The organism is Rhizobium tumorigenes, from assembly GCF_003240565.2.
Taxonomy (GTDB): domain Bacteria; phylum Pseudomonadota; class Alphaproteobacteria; order Rhizobiales; family Rhizobiaceae; genus Rhizobium; species Rhizobium tumorigenes.
This window is the reverse complement of the sequence record NZ_CP117258.1, coordinates 21310-39425: the sequence shown is the minus strand read 5'-3', so window position 1 is coordinate 39425 and position 18116 is coordinate 21310. Positions and strand designations below refer to the sequence as shown.

Annotated in this window: 21 protein-coding genes; 2 read left to right on the top strand and 19 right to left on the bottom strand. The window is 59.3% G+C overall.

The features are described from left to right. Positions 1-264 precede the first annotated feature (264 nt). The 6 genes from PR017_RS23800 to PR017_RS23775 form a co-directional block, all read right to left on the bottom strand. Complete coding sequence (locus tag PR017_RS23800; protein ID WP_111221611.1) at positions 265-504, bottom strand: hypothetical protein; 240 nt, start codon at positions 502-504, stop codon at positions 265-267. Beyond that, positions 504-1472 (bottom strand): peptidoglycan-binding protein, encoded by a 969-nt coding sequence (locus PR017_RS23795; RefSeq protein ID WP_111221612.1) that lies wholly within the window; start codon positions 1470-1472, stop codon positions 504-506. The genes PR017_RS23800 and PR017_RS23795 overlap by 1 nt, the downstream gene beginning before the upstream one ends. Before the next feature lie 29 nt (positions 1473-1501). Continuing rightward, positions 1502-1879: a hypothetical protein gene (locus PR017_RS23790; RefSeq protein WP_111221613.1), complete on the bottom strand. Its 378-nt coding sequence runs from the start codon at positions 1877-1879 to the stop codon at positions 1502-1504. A 103-nt stretch (positions 1880-1982) separates the two neighbouring features. Next, a complete protein-coding gene (locus PR017_RS23785; RefSeq protein WP_111221614.1) occupies positions 1983-2678 on the bottom strand; it encodes a gp53-like domain-containing protein in 696 nt (231 codons plus the stop codon). After that, positions 2675-3019: a hypothetical protein gene (locus tag PR017_RS23780; RefSeq protein WP_111221615.1), complete on the bottom strand. Its 345-nt coding sequence runs from the start codon at positions 3017-3019 to the stop codon at positions 2675-2677. The genes PR017_RS23785 and PR017_RS23780 overlap by 4 nt, the downstream gene beginning before the upstream one ends. A gap of 1 nt (position 3020) precedes the next feature. After that, positions 3021-3968, bottom strand: coding sequence for a phage tail protein (locus PR017_RS23775; RefSeq protein WP_111221616.1), 948 nt, complete (start codon positions 3966-3968; stop codon positions 3021-3023). 220 nt (positions 3969-4188) lie between these two features. Here PR017_RS23775 and PR017_RS23770 point away from each other — a divergent pair, with 220 nt between their 5' ends. Both PR017_RS23770 and PR017_RS23765 read left to right on the top strand, forming a co-directional pair. Continuing rightward, positions 4189-4452 (top strand): hypothetical protein, encoded by a 264-nt coding sequence (locus PR017_RS23770; protein WP_111221617.1) that lies wholly within the window; start codon positions 4189-4191, stop codon positions 4450-4452. Positions 4453-4869: 417 nt separating this feature from the next. Next, on the top strand, positions 4870-5133 hold the full coding sequence (locus tag PR017_RS23765) for a hypothetical protein (protein ID WP_111221619.1): 264 nt from the start codon (positions 4870-4872) through the stop codon (positions 5131-5133). Here PR017_RS23765 and PR017_RS23760 read toward each other — a convergent pair. From PR017_RS23760 to PR017_RS23700, 13 genes are all read right to left on the bottom strand, one after another. Next, the gene (locus PR017_RS23760) at positions 5101-7200 is read right to left on the bottom strand and encodes a hypothetical protein (RefSeq protein WP_206423212.1); all 2100 of its coding nucleotides are present in this window, start codon (positions 7198-7200) and stop codon (positions 5101-5103) included. The genes PR017_RS23765 and PR017_RS23760 overlap by 33 nt on opposite strands. Further along, on the bottom strand, positions 7200-9281 hold the full coding sequence (locus tag PR017_RS23755; RefSeq protein WP_111221620.1) for a hypothetical protein: 2082 nt from the start codon (positions 9279-9281) through the stop codon (positions 7200-7202). Before PR017_RS23755 ends, PR017_RS23760 begins: the two co-directional genes overlap by 1 nt. A 3-nt stretch (positions 9282-9284) precedes the next feature. Further along, positions 9285-9512, bottom strand: coding sequence for a hypothetical protein (locus tag PR017_RS23750; protein WP_111221621.1), 228 nt, complete (start codon positions 9510-9512; stop codon positions 9285-9287). After that, complete coding sequence (locus PR017_RS23745) at positions 9512-10201, bottom strand: hypothetical protein (RefSeq protein WP_111221622.1); 690 nt, start codon at positions 10199-10201, stop codon at positions 9512-9514. The genes PR017_RS23750 and PR017_RS23745 overlap by 1 nt, the downstream gene beginning before the upstream one ends. Positions 10202-10361: 160 nt before the next feature. Beyond that, the gene (locus tag PR017_RS23740; RefSeq protein WP_111221623.1) at positions 10362-11786 is read right to left on the bottom strand and encodes a hypothetical protein; all 1425 of its coding nucleotides are present in this window, start codon (positions 11784-11786) and stop codon (positions 10362-10364) included. Next, on the bottom strand, positions 11786-12127 hold the full coding sequence (locus PR017_RS23735; protein ID WP_111221624.1) for a hypothetical protein: 342 nt from the start codon (positions 12125-12127) through the stop codon (positions 11786-11788). The genes PR017_RS23740 and PR017_RS23735 overlap by 1 nt, the downstream gene beginning before the upstream one ends. 18 nt (positions 12128-12145) lie before the next feature. Next, positions 12146-12463: a hypothetical protein gene (locus PR017_RS23730; protein WP_111221625.1), complete on the bottom strand. Its 318-nt coding sequence runs from the start codon at positions 12461-12463 to the stop codon at positions 12146-12148. Then, positions 12463-12903, bottom strand: coding sequence for a hypothetical protein (locus PR017_RS23725; protein ID WP_111221626.1), 441 nt, complete (start codon positions 12901-12903; stop codon positions 12463-12465). Before PR017_RS23725 ends, PR017_RS23730 begins: the two co-directional genes overlap by 1 nt. A gap of 18 nt (positions 12904-12921) precedes the next feature. Next, positions 12922-14043, bottom strand: a complete 1122-nt coding sequence (locus PR017_RS23720; protein ID WP_111221627.1) for a phage capsid family protein — start codon at positions 14041-14043, stop codon at positions 12922-12924. Between the two features lie 6 nt (positions 14044-14049). Then, complete coding sequence (locus PR017_RS23715; protein WP_111221628.1) at positions 14050-14871, bottom strand: hypothetical protein; 822 nt, start codon at positions 14869-14871, stop codon at positions 14050-14052. A 101-nt stretch (positions 14872-14972) separates the two neighbouring features. Then, positions 14973-15731, bottom strand: coding sequence for a portal protein (locus PR017_RS23710; RefSeq protein WP_481900267.1), 759 nt, complete (start codon positions 15729-15731; stop codon positions 14973-14975). Then, positions 15662-16999 carry a portal protein gene (locus PR017_RS23705; RefSeq protein WP_111221630.1) on the bottom strand — a complete coding sequence of 446 codons (1338 nt, stop codon included), beginning with the start codon at positions 16997-16999 and terminating at the stop codon, positions 15662-15664. The genes PR017_RS23710 and PR017_RS23705 overlap by 70 nt, the downstream gene beginning before the upstream one ends. Beyond that, the gene (locus PR017_RS23700) at positions 16999-17943 is read right to left on the bottom strand and encodes a hypothetical protein (protein ID WP_240539089.1); all 945 of its coding nucleotides are present in this window, start codon (positions 17941-17943) and stop codon (positions 16999-17001) included. Before PR017_RS23700 ends, PR017_RS23705 begins: the two co-directional genes overlap by 1 nt. Positions 17944-18116: the final 173 nt, after the last annotated feature.

Sequence of the window (18116 nt, the reverse complement as noted above, 5' to 3'; positions counted from 1 at the left end):
CCTGGCATCAATGACATGCCAGGAGCCCTCTTCATGTTGGGCCAGATGATACCTTGAAAGGATATCCATTCGCAGAGCATACACTCTCCGCAGAGTTGCATAAAATGACTATGCCGTGAACTGCGTCACTTGCTCACCGCGCATTTGTAGAGGTCAAACCGGCCGCGATGCTTCGCTATCGCCATGGCGGCTGGACGATCGTTGGCAACCAGGTAGGTATTGGTTTCCGGCTTCGGATTGATCGCGACCAGGACGTCGCATGGGTCAGTGACCTGTGCTGTCTGGCACGACGCACCCGCCGAGCAGATCGCAAAGACCAGTATCATCGGCACCAAGAACCTTTTCATCGATCTCTTTTCCATCCTTGAGGATTGTGATGCGGTCGCTCTGCAGGCTGGACAGCACGGATTGCTTGCCGGCAGAACGACCAACGAAATAGCCGGAGGTGAATGCAATGGAGGCGCCGGCCAGCGCGCCCACACCAATCTTCAACCAGGTCAGCATCAGGCCTCGACCTCGCCACGAATATCCTTGATCGCCGCGATGATCTGCCGCCGCAGAAGCACTAGGAGACCAAGGGCGACGATGGAGACGGCGCCGATCGCCACGACGGTCTGCCACCCGGCGCCAACGGCACTGGTGATGACGGTCGTGCCGAGACCGCTGCCCGCAAACAGGATTGCGGCATTGTTGGTCTTGTCCTTCACCTTCTTGTCGATTGAGGCCGGGACCACGGCCTTGTCATCGGTGACGGGCGCGGACTGAATGCCGGCATCCTTGATCGACGCTCCGGACAGAGCCAGCAATGCCGTATGCAAAGCCGCTCGCGTCTTCGGACCAACATCACCGTCTGCCGACAGGCCGCAGGCAGACTGAAACTGGCGAACGGCATCCGGCGCGTAGCCGAGAAGGACAAGCGAGATCCGCGTGTAATGGGCGAGACGGTCGGCAAAGCCATTCAGACCGCCGTTGATCCGCTTGGTGATGGTCTCGATGTCGCCCTGGTCGGCGTAGCGGTTGAGACCATGCGTGTCCCAATACCAGAGACCGGCGAGGCCCTCCCACGGATCGGTGTTCACCAGGTCCGGATTGGCGATGAAGTCCGGAGGGTTGAGCCCTTGAGCCCTGCACCAATCTTCATAGGCGAGGTAGTTCGCCTTGCCGGTCAGCTGCATTCCTGTCCGACCAAGAAACTTCTTGCCGTCACCGTCGACGGCCGGCGTGTTGCCGAGGTCCGTGCGGGTATCGTAGCGGGCTTGCGCCGGGGTCGGACCCCACAACTCGCGGTCATATCGAAAGTCGCCGCTCTCGTGCATGATTTGCGCGATGTATTGAGCGACCCGATGCCGTTTATCGAGGCCGAACGTCGCGCCATACTGATTTAGAGAAACCAGTGCGGAATTCATGTTGCTCTCATTCACGGTCCCGAGTGCAGACGCGCGAATTTGTTGAGCGGTGACGATGTCGCCCATTGGGGTATCTCCGGATTTTAAGGTTGAGTTTAGAGAGCGGCGGCGGCCGTCCAGAATTCGTCTCGCTTGGCGTCGTTCCACTCGTAGAGCTGCTGGATCAGAACGGTAACAGGATGCAGGCGCTCGAACGTGGTCGCGCCGCGGATCAGCATCTTCGCGGCGAACTGGTTTTCCATGGGGAGCATGTTGATCAGCGCCAACATGGAAGAAGGGATGATCCCGGGTCCAACAGCATCAAGCGCCTCGTCCTCGGTGATAAGGCCCTCAATAGAAAGCTGCTGAAAAAACTGCCGGTCAGAAATTTGAAGCGGAATAGCCGGCGGCGGTGGCGGCGGCTGATATTCGACAACGGCGCCGTCCTGCCTTGCGATGTCCGTTGTTGTCGATGAACTCCTGCCATTGTTCATCCGAGATATCGATCGCATCTGCCGGGATATCCTCCCCGTTTATGTCGAGTGAGTAGAATGCGGTCGGCAGACCGTCGGCGTCAAAAACTGCATGTTTCATTGCTTAATACCCTATCGCTTTCCAAAACACATTTTGTGTCGCAACGCCTACTGTGCCGCCGTTGGTGATGAAACGAGGCCGTACGTTGAATGCCCCGAGCGTGGCGATGTCAGCGGCGAAAGCTAGCGCTGACGTGGGTATTCCAGTCAATGTCACCCCTTCCGGGGTGAGAGTTACCGACCGGAAAGCATTCGGGAAGACAACAGGCAGCACAACCGAAAAGTCGTTACCGACACCGGTAGCCTTGCCATACTGGGTAATTGTGCCGTCCGGCTCCTTTGTGTAGCCGTTTACGCCTTTGGAGGACAAAGCGCCCAACGTTGCCCAGGCAGCAGCCCCGTTCGCGTCATCGAGAATGGTTGTTGCAAATGATGAGATACCGCCCGCTGGGATGCCTGCAAATACATCGGATCGACGCCCTTGAGGATCGTACACCGGTGCTGTCATGAACCCAGTCACGCCCGGGATGGCAGAGAAGAGGTCGGTGAACGAGAGGATCGAGTACAGATCGAGGTCGGCATTCCAGGACAGGAAAAATGTCTTCGCCTGGTTATCAACGCCCGGGATGCGGATCAGGTCGCTGAAATCGTTCTTGACGATCAGATCAGCGCCCGCCCGAACGCTTTTAATGCCGTTGGTGCCGGAGATGCGGGCCGGGAAGCGTGGCAACACGCGCATGCGGATCGTGGTTCTGCTCATCTTAAAATCCCATCAACGACCGGCAATGTCCCGATCAGTTCCTGTTGAACAATGCCGTCGCGCTGGACAGTGAAGCCGATGTCGTAGGTACCAGCGCAGATGTTTTTCATCTCATCGGCCGTGAAATGCCACTGGATGACCCCCAGGGGATCAATCACGATATGACCGTCTTCTGTCGTCCCGGACAGGACGCGAGACCGCCGGCCGGTGTCGCTGACGTAGACCTTGGCTGTTACGCCGTTCAGATCGGCGATGACCTCGTTGGTGTCGTCATCGATAAGCTCGATCGTTTCGAACCAGTCTTCGCGGTTGGAAACAGGCTGGAGAGAGGCAACGTACATGTCACAACCTTATGTAAATGGTGCAGGCCAAGGATGGCTGGACGTTGTTGTGCGCCAACCCACCGCCGACATTTTCGGTGAAGACGCCGTGGCGATGGAGCCCGGCCGCCGTGGTGCTCTGCGAATGCTCACCGCCATTGCCGCGAAAGCTGATGTTATTTGAGCCCGTTGCGGCTTCTGTCCCACTAACGGCGTGGGTATTGTTGCCGGCATCGTCGGTCACGCCGCCGTGGCTGTGAGACGGCATTTCGCTGACGATCAGCGTGTGCTTCTCCTCGCCGCCGTTCCAGCCAAGAAAAATTGCGCCACCCATCGCCCCGGCCGGGCTGTTGCCCATCGTGTCGAGGCCGATGAGTGTTCTGCCGCGCCCGTCGGGAAGCGTCAGTTGCTTGTTCGCCGCCCAATCGGTGGCCGCATACGAGCCGCGACCGCCGACGATGACGAGATCCTGGTCATTGTTCCAAAGATACTCGAACAGCGGCTGCGTGTCGGCATTGGCTCGTTCCGAGGCGCCGGAGATGGCCGAACCGATGGTTTTTGCGTTGAGCTGCACCCATCCTGGAATGAAGCCAGTTCCGAAGCGCATCTTGAGGTCGCCGGTCGTGGCGACGGCATACGGATTAACAGGATTGTCCCCACCTCCGCCGGCGCCTCCCGACGGTCCAATGATGGGCAAGCCATCAGCATCAAGAATAATGACGCCGCCGGCTGTGGTGATGCGAACGTGATAAAATTCGTCGGCGCTGTCGAAAAAGACAGAGGGAAAGAAGCCGTTTCCATCGCTGACGACTGGGTTCGGCAACTTGTTGACCGCGCCCAGGGCATAAGGGCCGTAGACCGAGATCGGTGTTGTCGTGCCGCCTTTGTAGAAGTACGCCCGGGCACCGACCATCGGCTTTCCATTGACGTCTTGGATCTGAGACTGCGATTTATTCCAGAAGCCGGCCATGCGGTTCCCCCAATGGAAAAAGCGGCCTCCGAGGGCCGCCTGCGTTTCATGATTTCGAGAAATGGGCTCGACTCAGGCGAGCGTTTATTTTTTGAATGTGGAAGTGATCGACCTATTTCATGAAGAAAGTCATTAACAGCTTGGCGACTTTGCACCTATATAGCTGTTGAGCCTCGCAAGCTGTGTGAGGCTACGGCGATTCAGGAATATTGCAGGCATCATGTCGATTTTTGTCATCTTCAAAGTTTCACACCAAGACAAGCTTCAGGAAGCTCTTGAACGAGTATTTCCTGAAGATCACCTTCGTGTTGATGCAACAGAATGGCTTGTATCCGCAAAAATGACATCCAAGGAGGTTTGCGATCACCTTGGCATTTCAGATGGTAGCACGACTTCAGCAGTCGTATTCAAGATGGAAAGCTATTTCGGAAGGGCTGCGACAAGCATTTGGGACTGGATCAAAACTAAATCAGAGGGTGCCTAATGGCTCGCAGACCGACACCATCTGACGATGATCGAGACTCAACCCCAGTCGACTTTGCCGTTACTACACCCCGGCAAGGCAGCTACAGCCACGACTTCACTCTCCAAGCCATAATGGAGATGAAGCACAGCCTAGGGGAACTTTCTGCTAAGACTGATCGGCTCATTCAAGACGTACAATCCCAAGGCAAAAAAATCGATACGATTAGAATACGTCTTTCCTGGGTTGCCGGCGGCACCGCAGTTGTAGGCTTCATTTTTGCGACCGTTCTAGCCGTCTTGCGCTTCGTGCCAGCGAGTTGGTTTGGCCACTGATCGAACGAGCTACGTTTTCCTAGTTGGATCGAATCCTTAGCTGCAATTTCGGCCCGTTAGAAGGCGGATTGAATGTTTCGGAGCTTTCGCTTAGGTATTGGCCATGGCAAACGGACCCATCATCGAGCACGACCCTGACGAACCCAAGAAGGCTTTCAAGCCTGTTTCGTGGTGGCTGCTGCTCGCGATAGGCGCATTCATATGGGTCGGGCTGATCATAAGTGGTCAGTTCAGCTGGTACAGTGTCTGCGTTGGCTTATTCACCGGCAGCATGATCGCGACATGGGCGATCGAAATCACCGGCAATAAGATCCCAGGATGGTGGAAATCAAAATCAACGCCGCGGAACTCCGACGGTGATTTCTAACGGCGGACGCGCATCCTGACCCAAGATGCGCGGTGGCGCGGCAGTGGTCAGACCGTTTAGAATGACCGTTGCCATCCCACGCTTTGCCGTATCGTTCATCGTTTTGCTGCTGGCAACGGTAAGCAGGCGTCTCGCGGCTTCCGGATCAGTCTCCATAAGGCCGCGCCCGACGCGCTCGATGACCGATGGCGGCATGCCCTTTCCTTCATTCAAGGTCCTCATCACGGCTTGCAACGCCGCAGTTTTGAAGTCTCCCTTGAACAGGTTCGATAGGATCGCCGGATCAAAGCTCTTCATCTCGTCCATGTCAGCGAGATTGTCAGCCGTTCGAGATCCGCCAAGGGCTTGGTTGGTGGTTTCGAACATCCGCTGCTCGCGGCCTACCCGTCGACCGAGCTGATCGGCTTGCTCAGGAATAGCGATAGCTGGGAATTCCTGCTGGTATTTCGGCGTATTCAGCATTCTCGTCTTGTTTGTCGTTGGCGAAGCGGATGCCGCCTCGACGCGACCTATCAGCTGGTCACCATATCCTACACGGAAGGCGTCCTGTTGATCTGGTGTCCTGGAATTGAAGTCAGCAATGTTGTCAGGAGCTCGAGCGCGACCACTTGTGGCCGTTGCGCCATCAGCGATCGAGTCGATGACGCCGCTCTGGCGCGCAAACGTATCGTTGGCGTTACGGTATTCAGGGGATGCATCGGCAAGCGCTCGATCGAGCCGCGTTTTGACCTGCGTCAAAGCGAAGGCACGGTTGCCGGCCCCTTGATTGGTCGCCTTCTGGATCATGTCGTCGAGATCGAGCTTGGCACGGAAGAGCGTGCTGAAATCCGTGACCTGTGATCCACGACCGTCGGCAATCATTCCACGAACGCGTGAGAGGGCGCCCTCAATGGAGTCGTTATTGATGTTGTCGCGTGGGTTGACGATCCCGTTAACACCTGGTGTCAGCGTACGGTCGATTTCCTCAAGGATAGGCGTTACGTTGACACTACCAGCGGATTGCCGTGCAGCTCCGTAGTTCTGGCGAGCGTCCGCAGTTCTGACATCGGTCAACGCAGTTGCACGCTGCGCTGCTGTGTCGGATGCACCGAAGCCCTCCGCTAGCGCATTCGACAACCGATCGCCCTGCCCCATCTGTCGATCCAGCAACTGGGTGACAACGTCCTGTCGAGCGTCGTTCGGCGTTCTGGCTACAGACGAGAGCATTCGCTGACCGGTATGACCAAGCGCGTCGGCAACGGCATATCCACCCTGTCCGTCATCGGCTGCCGACCGCAGCATCCCCGCGATTTCATCTGGCGTTCTCCCAGATCGCTGCAAAGCGGTGCCGAGCGCGCGGTTTGCCGCTGGCGTCGGATTAAGGCGCGACATCACCGGAGCTGCTAGGGATTTTAGGAAGCTACCGGTGCCCGCAACAGCATAAGGAGCAACGGCACCCATGCCGGCGCCCACAGCTGCACTCTCTCCAGAGTTGGCCAATCGCCCGAGAAATCCTCCCTCACCGCTGCCGAAGCCTTGGCCAGCGCCCATCAACGCGCCTTCTGCTGCGGATGCTTTGGCAACCTGCAGAAGCTTTGAGCCGTTGTTGACGGCGTTTGCCGTCATTGACAGTCCACTTTTGGCGAGCCCAGCGCCACCGGTGACACCACCGGCCAGTTGACCAGCAATACGGGCAACCGGCCGATTGGTAGCGTCTGCCTGGTCGGTACCGCGCTGCGCCGCCAGATTGGCGTTGTAGCGATCGGAGAAGCTCTCGCCTGCATTACCGTTACCGAAGACAGGGTTGAGAGCGGCATCACCGGCGGCAGCAGCCTCGTCCGCCAGACCGAACGACAGCGTATCCGCGGCGCCGCGAACGAACGTATCCACCTTGCCCAAGACGCTATCGCGCGGATCGGGAGGCGTTTCCACCGTTGCCTTGACCGTCGGCTGGTCAAGCTTTGGCTGAGGCGCGGCGCCCATGGTCTTTGCAATCTCGTCGACGGTATCGTTCTGCTGGTCTGGCGTGAGCTTCAGGAAGCTGTCGTCTACCGTGACCCGCTTTCCGCCGATATTGAGAACTGGCATTATTCTTCAACCTTCCACGAGATGCCGGTTTTCGTCTGGGTACCGGATGGCGCTGCGGCTCCGGCACCGGCAGCTTTCTGCCGAGCCCGCTCAACGCCCTTGGTGACAATGTCGCGAAGCTCCTGCAATGCCGCACGGTAATCGGTTTCGCTCTGGGCAGTGTTCAGACGGGCAATCGCTTTTGTGGCCTTATCGCCCTCGACCTCGGTGATCTGGCCTCCGCCTTTCAGCGAGATGAAGGCCTGCAGGAATGACTGACCACCGATCTGATCCATCTTGCTCTGAACGCGCGCTCCATCGGCCGAGAACGTCGGGAGGCGGCTCACCCACGGGCCGACCATGTGACCGAGGTATGGATCGTTGCTCAAACTGTCGATGGTTGAAAGTAGTTGATTGGCCTGACCCTCGACTTGCGGAAGGTTGTTTGCGGCATCGCCGCTGGCTTTGCCGAGTTCGGTGCCAAGAGCCTTTTCACGGTTTTCCTGCTGGTTTTGCTTCGGAACGCGCGAAATCTCCTGTCCACCGGGACCGACGGTGACGAGTTCGGTGCCCGTGTCGATCGTGCGTGTCGGAGGCGCGGCAGTCGCACCGGGCCCGAAGTCGATATCCTTGCTGCGCCCATCCTTGGCCAGTTGCCGATAGTGCAGTTGGCCTTGCGCATCATAATAGGGGACCGTCGTTCCGAAGAATTCCTTGTCGTCGCCGCCGGCGCCTGGAGGTGGACTGATCCATTGGCCAGTATTGCTATCGTAGAACGCGCCCTTGCCGTTGCTGAGAAGCTCCTTCTTCGAGCTCTGAAAATTGCCAAGGCTCTGGACTTCGCCGGTCTGCATGTTGGCGCGCGCCAGGGTGCCGTCGTCGAGCTTGACGAAATCCCAACTGTCGGAAGTCTTGCCGGTCGCGTTCTGCTGCCAGAGCTGAAGGGCGATCTTGTTGAGCTGCGGGTCTTTCAGCATCTGCTGGATGAGCGTTGGGCTGATTGAGCCCTTGGCAACGGGTGTCACGCCGGCGGCAAGTGTCTGCGGGCCAGCCTGGGCGACCTGCTGCGGGGCAGATCTAGGCGCGCTCGGCATTGGTGCGTTACCGTCGGCAAGCGGCGGCTGGGCCGTCTGCGGCTGGGCGTTGGGCTGCTGATATGCAGTGGTGACCTGACTGTCGATCGGGGCCGCGAGCGCCGATCGCTGCCCGGCCTGCGAGGGCACAACGGATCCGCTCGGCGCGGCAACGGCGTTGATGGCGTCCACAGCGGCATTTCCAGAGGGAGGCGCAGCATATGCAGTCTGGGTGGATGGTGCTGCCGACTGGCCGCCGACTGCCGATAAAATCATGCTGTCCGGATAAAGGCGGCTCGAGTTGCCGTGTTCCTGCATCATCAAACCACGCATAAATTTCGCAGCCTGTGCTGGGTCGTTGAGATTGATATCCTGGTTGGGAGACAGGCCTGCGTAGCGCGCAACATTGGCGGCCGCCTCATGGTTGCCAGGTGTCCATCCGCCACTGCCTGCGATAATCTGATCTGCCGTGACCTTGCCGCCATTGTATTTCTTCAGCAGCAGTGAGTGCATGGCGGCCATACCAGCCTCTGGCGTGGCAAAGACAGCCTGTGGGTCGCCTTCGTCGGTGTTCTGCGATGGGCCAACGATGCCCGGAACGTTCTGACCGACGAACTTGATATTGCCCGGGTTGTTGTTTCGCATGCCAGCAGGCAGCGTTGCGCGTCTTGTCGGATCCGAAAGATACCCGCCAAGCGGCGTGTCATCGGGCGCGGCGGCAGGGAGGCTGACTGGAGCAACCTTAGCCATCTGAGGCTGTGCAGCTGATGCCGGAACTGCAGCAGCCTGCGGGGCCACGGCAGGAGCCGCAGCGCCCTGCTGCTGACCACCGAACAACTTTGAAAGGAACCCCTGATTCGGAGCCAACTGCCCCGTCACGGTTGCGTCACCAAGCCGCGCCAGCGCCTTGTCCTGCGATGCCTTGTCGAGGGCTCCGCCCACTGACGTATTCAACGCGTCGAGCCACGAGGTACTGCCGGCCGCCGAAGGAAGGGCGGAGATCGGGACGCGGAGACTTGCAATAGCCATCTGTTAGCCTCCGAGCCGCATGTTGGGCTGATAGAGCGGGTTTGTTGCGACCTGATTGGCCGGCAGCCGAGTGAGCATGTTCTGAAGGAAGCTGCCGGTTTGCGTCGGGGCGGCGATATTGCCTGCTGCAGCCGGCGCGGGCGGGAAGTAGCCGTTGCCCTGCTGTTGCTTGCCAAGAGAGCCCAGCTGAGTGAGCCACGACAGGTTTGCCTGAGGAAGAGCGACAGTCATCAGAAGAGCCCTCCTGTCAGCGCCTTGGTGCCGAGACTGAGGCCAGTACCGAGCAGGCCGCTCAGGAAGCTGCCCTTGTTCGCCGTCTGCTGCTCTTTGACTAGGGCTGTATCGGTGTTGATGCCCTCGAGGCCCTGTGTCACTCCGCTTTCGAGCCCGAGCCGGTCGTCTGCAGTGCCCTGATAGAGCCCGGCCAGCGCGGTATCACCCGATGCCTGGCCGCCGGCTGCTGTCAGACCCTGAGACGAAGCGCCGCTCAGCCGGTCTAGCCAGGAGCCGTATTCCTGATCGGCCTTGCCCTGCCCGTAATCCGTCAGCGCCGTCAGAGTATTGCCGGAACTCAGCATGCCGGCCGCTGACGCACCGCGCAGCGCTGCAGTCGTTCCTTGATCAACGGCGAAGTCATAACCCGGCGATGTATGGAACGCGCTGGTGGCCGCCGTGTTGCCGTCGGCACCGTTCAGGCCGATAGCGTTGTCGTACATGGTGTTTGCGGCAGTGCCGCTATCGACCCACGGCTGATAACCGTCGATCCCGGCATTGATCGCCGTCGCCGACTTGTCTTCGCCAGTATTGATGATGTTGTTGCCGGTCGTCTGAAAGCCCGTCAGCAAATTCTTGTTTTGATTAAGTGCTTTGAGCGATGCCTTGCCGATGTCGCCGCCCGTCAAACTGCTAAGAAATCCCATGCTTATAGCCCTCCGGCGGTCAGGCGCCGTTCAATGTCGCGAATGTGGTCGTCGACGCGCTTCAGGTACTGAAACCACGCCTGGGAGATCATGCCCGTTGTTGGGTCGACCAACTGGGCGGTCGGAGGCGGTAAGGGTGGAAGCGCAACAAGATTAGTGCTCATTTCGACCTCAAAGCTCCATCCATTGCGCCTGCCAGCACCGAGACATAGATCGGATCGGCAATCTCGATCTTCCAAACCCGTCCATACGGCCCCGCCATGCCGGCGCGGTTGACGGTGATCCGGGTCTGATACTTGGCAAGGCGTCCCAAGCTGCGCTTGAGGGGCGTGCCGTAGGTCGCGCCGCCGTCATCCGACCACGAAATAAGGCAGACCGGATCGACCTCGATGGGATCCAGTCCGGTCACCAATCCTTGCCCGACGATGAAATCGAAATCGGTTCGGCTTATGGCAACCCTGTTCGGGAAACTCAGCGCCGGCAGCGATATGGCCTGCATGACGACAGGATTGCTGCCTTCAGTCATGGCGTTGGCATCTAGCATCCAGATATCGCCAGTCGTCCGGTCTCCGATCACCCAGCCGCTGAAAGCCTGGGCGGAGCAAACGCCGCGCCAGTGATCGTCGAGGTAGCTGGCGCGCTCATGCCAGAAGCCTGATGCAAGCTCATACGTCCACGAGAAGTCGGGACCGGTGACCGTTGCCCAAGCGTGGCCCTCTGTTATCGAGACCGTCACGTCGAGAAGGGTCTTGTCGGCAACGCCGGCAACGAGGCGATCAAGATCCCGGTTCGAAATCTTGACGGGGGTGTATCCGCCGTCGAGCCGGTAAACCCCGTTGTCGTCAGCAATGAAGATCAGGCTTGAGAAACCGTATTCGGTACCGGCCAGGGCGAAGGTTGCGGCCAATCCCCTTGATTGCACCGATGCTCGCGAGAAAGGCGTTCCTGTTGCGTTGCCTGCGTTCTGCCAGAACTCGATCGACGACGGCCCCATAAGCATGAGCTGCTCACCGAACGCCATTGCCTGCAATATGCCGCCAGAATGGCTTTCAGCCTTGCCGAAATCGAGGGCGTTGATGGTGATATCGTTGATGCCGGAAGTGAAAAACCGGCCATCTCGGATCGCAAATACGAAATATCCGTCAAGAAACGTGACCGTCACCGGCTGCGGTAGATCGGGATCCGTAAATGAAGCTGGCGACGCGTCCCGCTTCACGATGAACGCACCATTTTCCGTCACGCATACGATGTCGGCAACAGGTGCCTTGTTGTTGTGGGCGAAGGTGACGCGCCCGCTGCCAGGCAACAGGCCGAGGTCCACAGCGACGAAGGCGCTGCCAACCTGGTTGACGCGAATGAGCCGGTTTACCTGGGCAATGAACAGATCGCCGTTGTAGTAGTGACATCCACGGCAGCCCAGATAGGCGCTTATCGTAAGGCGGGTCAATCCGGGAACGCGCCGGCGGGCGAACGATGCTCTTGCCCCGCTTTCAAGCGGTTCGGCATAGCAGTTGATCAGCCGGCCGGACCCCTCGCCGGCGCGCGCGCCAGGCGATGTGCTGTTCGGAAATACGATGTCTGTCATCAGAAATACTGCGAGGGCCTGACATCGACGCCGAGGTGATCGGAATTCTGCATCTCGCGCAACGTGTTCTCTGCTGCCATCAGCGATTGCGGATTACGCGGCTGCCCGTACTTCGGCGCTGCGGTATTGGCGAGGATGATGGCTAGCGGATCGATATCCTCATCATCGAATCCATTCGGATCATTGGCCCAATAGATGTTCCGGCGGTTCAGCTCGGCGAGCTTGCCATCGATGATGCTCTCGATCGCCACGACGTCTTCGGGCGCCGGGTCCTGCCCTGCGCCACTGTCCGCCTGAAGAAGTTCGAGCGTGGCAATAATCAAATCGTTTCTGGTTTTCATGTTGCCACGCTCCTGTCGTTAATTGACGTATTCGGCCTTGTCCTCATCGGACATGGCGTTGAACGCTTCGCTGTCTTCCTTCGACAGGCCGTCTTTCACGACCTTGTCGCCGCTGATGATGGCATAGGTTCCGCGACCGCGATGAACGGCCTCGAGCGTTACGTCATCGTTCTCGGACGCCGTTTCTTTATCGGCAGCCTCGAAATAGCGGTTACCAAACAGGCGGATCGCGACGTCATTGCTGACTTCGGTCACCTCGCCATCCTTGAAGACAACGCCGAAGATTTTCACCTCATCGGCGGCGCCGTCATGGTCGATGTATCTGACCTTTGCCATCAGCCCTGGCTCCTCGACCCGTAATGCGCCCAGTTGCGCGGGTTGCAGAACTCGACGATGAACTCCGCCTCGCCGGCCGTGGCCGGAGTGCCGGTCTGGGTGAATTTGGCGTAGAACTGAGTATCGTTTGCCAGTTCCGTGCCGATATCCACGCCAGTGCCCTGCTTGAAGCCGGTAGCCGCCGGGGCAGCGTTGGCGCTCGTCACAAGGCTGTCAGGGACGGCAGCCGTGCCAAGGGTCAGAACGTTGGTCGTTCCAGCGTTGAAGGCTGTCGGAATGCGGACGTATGCCCGCAGCACAATGCAGCCCTTCTCGAGGTTGACGACCGGCACGCCGTTGGTCCCGAAACCGGCCTGGCCGAACGGGATACGACGGCGCCACACGCCCACACCCGCGTCTTCCGGGTGCTTGATGGCGTTGGTGAAAATAGGATTGGGCATGTTCAGATCCTTTCCTGATCAGTCGCCGGTGGCGGCAAAGAAGCCGTTGACGATGCCGCGCTGTTTGCCGAAGACGTTGGTGGAGCTGCCGTCGGCGAGCAGCACGGTCTTGCCGGCGTCGCCGATCGTGTAGCCGAGCTTCTTCATGCCCCACTTGCCGATCATGCCGAGGCCGGTGACCTGGTCGTAATCGTCCTTCTGCTCGCGGGACGAATAGCGGGCCTTGAGACCCCAGCCGAGCGCTTCATTGCCCAGCAGGATAGCCGGCTGGACATTGACGCCGGTGTTGCCAAGGCCGGCCAGGATCGGCATGTCGTCGACCTCATGGACGATGACGCCATCCCATTCGCGGTCGCCGCCGAGGAACATCCCTTCCGAACGACGGGCAACAGACTGCTGGCGTTCGGACTCATTGAGCGAGGCGACAAAATCGCGCATCTCCAGCGAGCCGACGAAGCAGACGAAGAAGCGACGGTTTTCGTCGTCCTGAATGCTGGTCGGAGTGATGCGCGGACGGGCGGCAAGGGCAACACGCTTCATCAGCGAAACGCTGTCCTTGGTAAACTTGCCGCCCGCTGCCGTGATGTTTGCCAGCGAGGCGGCATGGTTCCCGGCGGTGTAGTTGCCGAGCGAGTTGCCGTAGAGCACCCGATCCTTGTTGTTGGTGTGCCAAGTGTTCTTGTCGGCTGCCGTGGCGTCGACATAGGCGACGTCGAGGTTCTGGCCGACGTCCTGCAGCCGGTCGATCACCTCAAACTTGACGTCCTCGTCAGCCCAGGTCTTGAGCGCACCCTTCGACGCCTTGCGCAGATCGATTGCAGCAAGGTCGACGTCGAGCTCGTGAAGGGAAATGCCTTTCTTGCGCATGTCCCAGGAGACCTTGTCGCCGAACTCGCCGAGCTTGTCTTCATGGCCGCGCAGAGGCTGGCGTCCACGGATCGAGCCGCGATCGAGGTTAGTGATGAATTCGATGGTGATGCCGTTGCCCTGCTTGGAGGCAAAGTCTTCCTTCATCACGATCGGGTTGTCGGAGCCGGTGCCAGCGTAGGCCGAGAACGGATTACGCTGGAAGAATTCGACGGAGAACTGATCGTCCCAGATTGTGGGAGACAGGCCGTCGGTAACGCGAGTTTCTGCCATTGCAGGTTACCTCTTCATAATTTCCGAGAGAGGCCGCGGGCCGCCATACTCCGGTCCACCGCGAGGCCCCGCAGATGGGGCGCCCGCGAAGGACGTTGGTAAGGCGGCCGGAGCCGGTGTGGGGGATGGTTGGAGCTGCTGTGGCTGATTGCCGGCGGCTAGGTATTCCTCAATGACGCGCTTTTTGTACGCCTCGAGGTCGCCGCCTGTTTCCGATGAGATCGTCTGCTCTTTGTGCCATGCCACCAGATTGTCGAACGGATTACCTGACGCTGTGATGCGCCGATGGAGTTCCGCTCCCTGGGGTGTTCCGAACAGCTTTTCGGCCGCCTCCTTCGCCGCACTGACGACTTCCGGGGTATGCCTGCTGACTGCCTTGTTTTCCCACAGTTCTTCCCGCATTTCTGCGATCTGCTGCTGAACTGGTGTCAGCTCGCTTTGGATGAAACCGTTGGGATCTTCCCAGATTTCCGGCTTCTTCGGCTGCGGAGCGGCTTCCTGAGCTGGCTGCATGCGCGTAAGCTGAGCCCGCAGTTCCCGCAGTTCCCGTTCATGGCGTTCCTCGGTTTCCTTGCGACGATTGCGCTCGGCATCGAGGGCCTGAATTGGAACTTGCCCGTTTGACTGCTGACCGGCCGGCGCGGCCGATGGTTCGGCGCCTGGCTGGCCTGGAGCTTTGGGGGCAAAGCGGCCTTTGTCGTCACGATCGCCTGTACCGGTTGCCGCTGGAGCAGCGGCAGGTGCCTGTTCCACGACAGCCGGGGCTGCGGTAGTTTCAGACGACGAGTTGCGTGAAGACATGATTTCATCGAGAGACTGTTCAGCCACGGTATTTCCTCATTCGTTGGGGAGTACGATTGCCCGCATAGGCCCGGCACCGGCTATTGCCCTTTGAGGTTGGCACCACCTGTCAGAATACGGTCTGACGCCTATTGCCCGTTGACCCCGGCACCGGGGGCTGCAGACGCCGGCGCGGGTGCGGGCGGCTGCGTTATCTGATGAATGGTGTTGAGCGCATTCATGTGCGTGTCGACCTTGGCCTTCTCGGCTTCGGTCAATATCTTGGCGGTGTGCGCCCTGGTGTTGTCGATATCCGCGAGGGTCTTGTCGATCTCGATCGGATTGACGAGTTCGGTCGCCTGCGGTTGCCCCTCTGCGCCAGCAGCGGCCAATGCCTGCTGCGCCTGCGCGATCTTGAGGGTAGCGCTGGCGTCCTTGTCCTTGATGTTCGCCTGCTTCTCCTGCAGCTCTGCTTGTGCGCCTTGCAGCTGGATTGGATTTGGCGGCTGCTTTTCTTTCTCGTCGATCGCCTTGAGGAGTTCGGCTTTCGAGCGAAGGTTCGGTGCGGCTGCAATCAACGCCTTGAACGGGATCTCGTTATTGCGATCCATTTTCTTCAGGTCGATGAGCAACGCGAACTGCTCATCCATCAGCGCGCCGACGGATGGCGCCTCATCGAGGATGATGTCGATATCGACCTCAGAGATATGCGACTGCATCACCTTCATGTTCGGCTGGCCCTGCGGCTGGCCGGCCGGGCCCATCGGCTGTGCCGGCTGCATGGGCATCTGCTGCTGGGTGTTCATCCCGACCCAGCGCAGATTGCGCTGGTCGTCCGTCACTCGGATCCAGCGCTCACCGGTCCAGAACTGACGAACCCGGTTCCAGATTTTGCGATAGCAATCCATGTCAAGCTGGCGCAGCGCGTCCGTGAGCAGCCCATCTGGGTTTGGCCGCCCTGCTGGCTGAGTGCGATTGCCCGGCCTGATGCCGTGCCGTCCTGTTTGCCCTGCATCGCTGCGTTTGGACCCATGACCTCGAAGATCTGCACCGCCTGCTGATACATCTCAGCGTGGCCTTGGGACTGATCGTTGGTTGGGATGATGCCGAAGTCCTTGCCGAACTGAGCCTCGCCCTCGAGCGTGACATGGCCGTCAGGACGCTGCAGCTGCCGTTTATTCTCCTTCACGTCCTTGCCGAACGTCCGGTTGCCGTATGTCTGCCGGCTAGTATCGATATGCAACTTCTTCGACCGGCGCTTGTTGATCTCATCCTGCGGGTCGATCAGATCGCGAACGGCACCGTACCGGTTGTTATCGCGATCCGTGTATGACGAGCGCCACGCATATGGGTCCTCTGGCTTGCCATCCTCATCCAACCACGGCGAAACGCCATTCTGAAGAATGCCGCCCTTGGTGAATTCGGCATAGTTCCACTCGCCGCTTTCCTCGTCGATGTAGTAGATCTGGCTGACGCGGATGCGCTGGCGCCTGGCTGAGTTCACCCATGCGAACTTCGGTTTGTCGTCCCAGGTGCTGCCGGTCGTGGCGATCGAGACCGTTTCGTCGTAGACAGAAGCAGCAGCCTCGCCATACCGGCGAACAGCTTCTGATCTATCCATCCAAATCACCATCCCCTTATAGGTGGCGTCCGTATAGTCATCCTCGCCACTGTGGGGATCCCAGAACATTCGGTCCCAGGCACAGCGCTTGATCTTCACGTCGTAGTCAGGCGGCGTCATGGCTGTGGTCGCCATTGCCGACTTCTTGTCGAAACGCTGCTCGACGGTGATCTCCACACCGCCCCAGCCCGCCTTGAGCATGTCAGCCCAGACCAGCGACTTCATGTCCTGATATCGCTGGTCGTCACAGACGTACCGCAGCGCGTCCGTAACGGCCTCGCTGTCCTGCTCATGCATCGGCGTGCGCGGCAATGCCCGTGGCACGGTGCGCTGCTGGCGCTCCAAGCCCTGCAGGTAATCGATCTTGTTGCGGATCAGGTTGAACGCGATCGGTGGCTGCCCGCGCTTTTTCAGCGCCTTCAGCTCTTCTTCTGTCAGCTGCTTGCCGTTGTAGTAATCGATGTCCCGCTCAGCCGTCCGACGGGACTTGTAGCTCGCGTCCTGTGCCTCCTCGACCATGTCGACCAGCCAGCAATGGAATTCTTTATCGTCCACTAGGCTACTCTCCAATTCGTCTCTTCTTCTTCAGGCTCATCGAACCAGTCGCGTTGAACAACAGGCTTCTTGACTTCCTTGACCGGAAGGTACGGACGAGACATGCAGCCGTATCGCGCCTCATCGGCGATGTGATCTTCGGCCTTGGTATCGAGATCCTCGGGGCGGTCCGGATCGTGTTGCAGCAGCGGAACGGTGCGGATGAAGTCCTTGCACGTCGAGAAAACGAACAGGCCCGGCCGTTCGCCGTCGCCTTTGAGGCGAGAGCGCATCTGATCCCAGCCGCCCATTGCGCCCTTCATGGAAACGCGCTTGTTGTCGGCACGGCCAAACCAAACCTTGTAATCGGTTGCCTTCGACAGGCGTTCATGGATCGATGGTCCGCCATCCTCAGAGAAAGCAGCAGGATCGAGAACGCCATATTCGATGTCTTCGGTCGGGGCCTTCGTCATCTGCCCGCTTTCGGCGAAAACAGCGCCTTCACGCTCTGCAACGCCCCGACCAACCTCTTCGGCCGTGAGCTTGAGCCCGACGTTTGCCTCGCCGTCTTTGCAGCCATACCATTCACGGTAACGAACGATCGATCCGCGTGGAATGATGCCCGTTTCGGTTTGGTAGTCGTCGGAGGCGATTGCCCACCAACCGACAGAAAACGGATGAGCCGATCCCCAGTCCATTGAGCGGAACCGCGTCCAATCAGCCGGCAGCGCAAACGGTCTGACGACATGTTTCGAGCTATTCCAGCAATCGAAGAACGCCCCCTCGACGGCGTTCCAATCGCCGTTCAACCAGGCTTTGACGAGCTGTTCCGAGCCGACCAGGTAGAGGTTGTTGATGTAATCCGGGTCGTTCTGCATCAGGAGTTGATTGTCCTGAATGCGGCTTGGGATAAACACGAAACGATGGGTTTTCCCGTTAGGCAACGGGCGTTCGAGAACCGTCATGCCTCCCGGGGCCGGGTCGATATACCGTGCTTTGATCCAATGCTGTCCGGCGCCGCCTGGGTTGCCCGTCAACAGCAGTTGCGTTGGAATGCCTCGCGCCGATCGCAGGATGGCGAACAAACGATCGATTGGCTTCGAGTCCGGATAGAGGCCCGCTTCCTCGACGCAGGCGT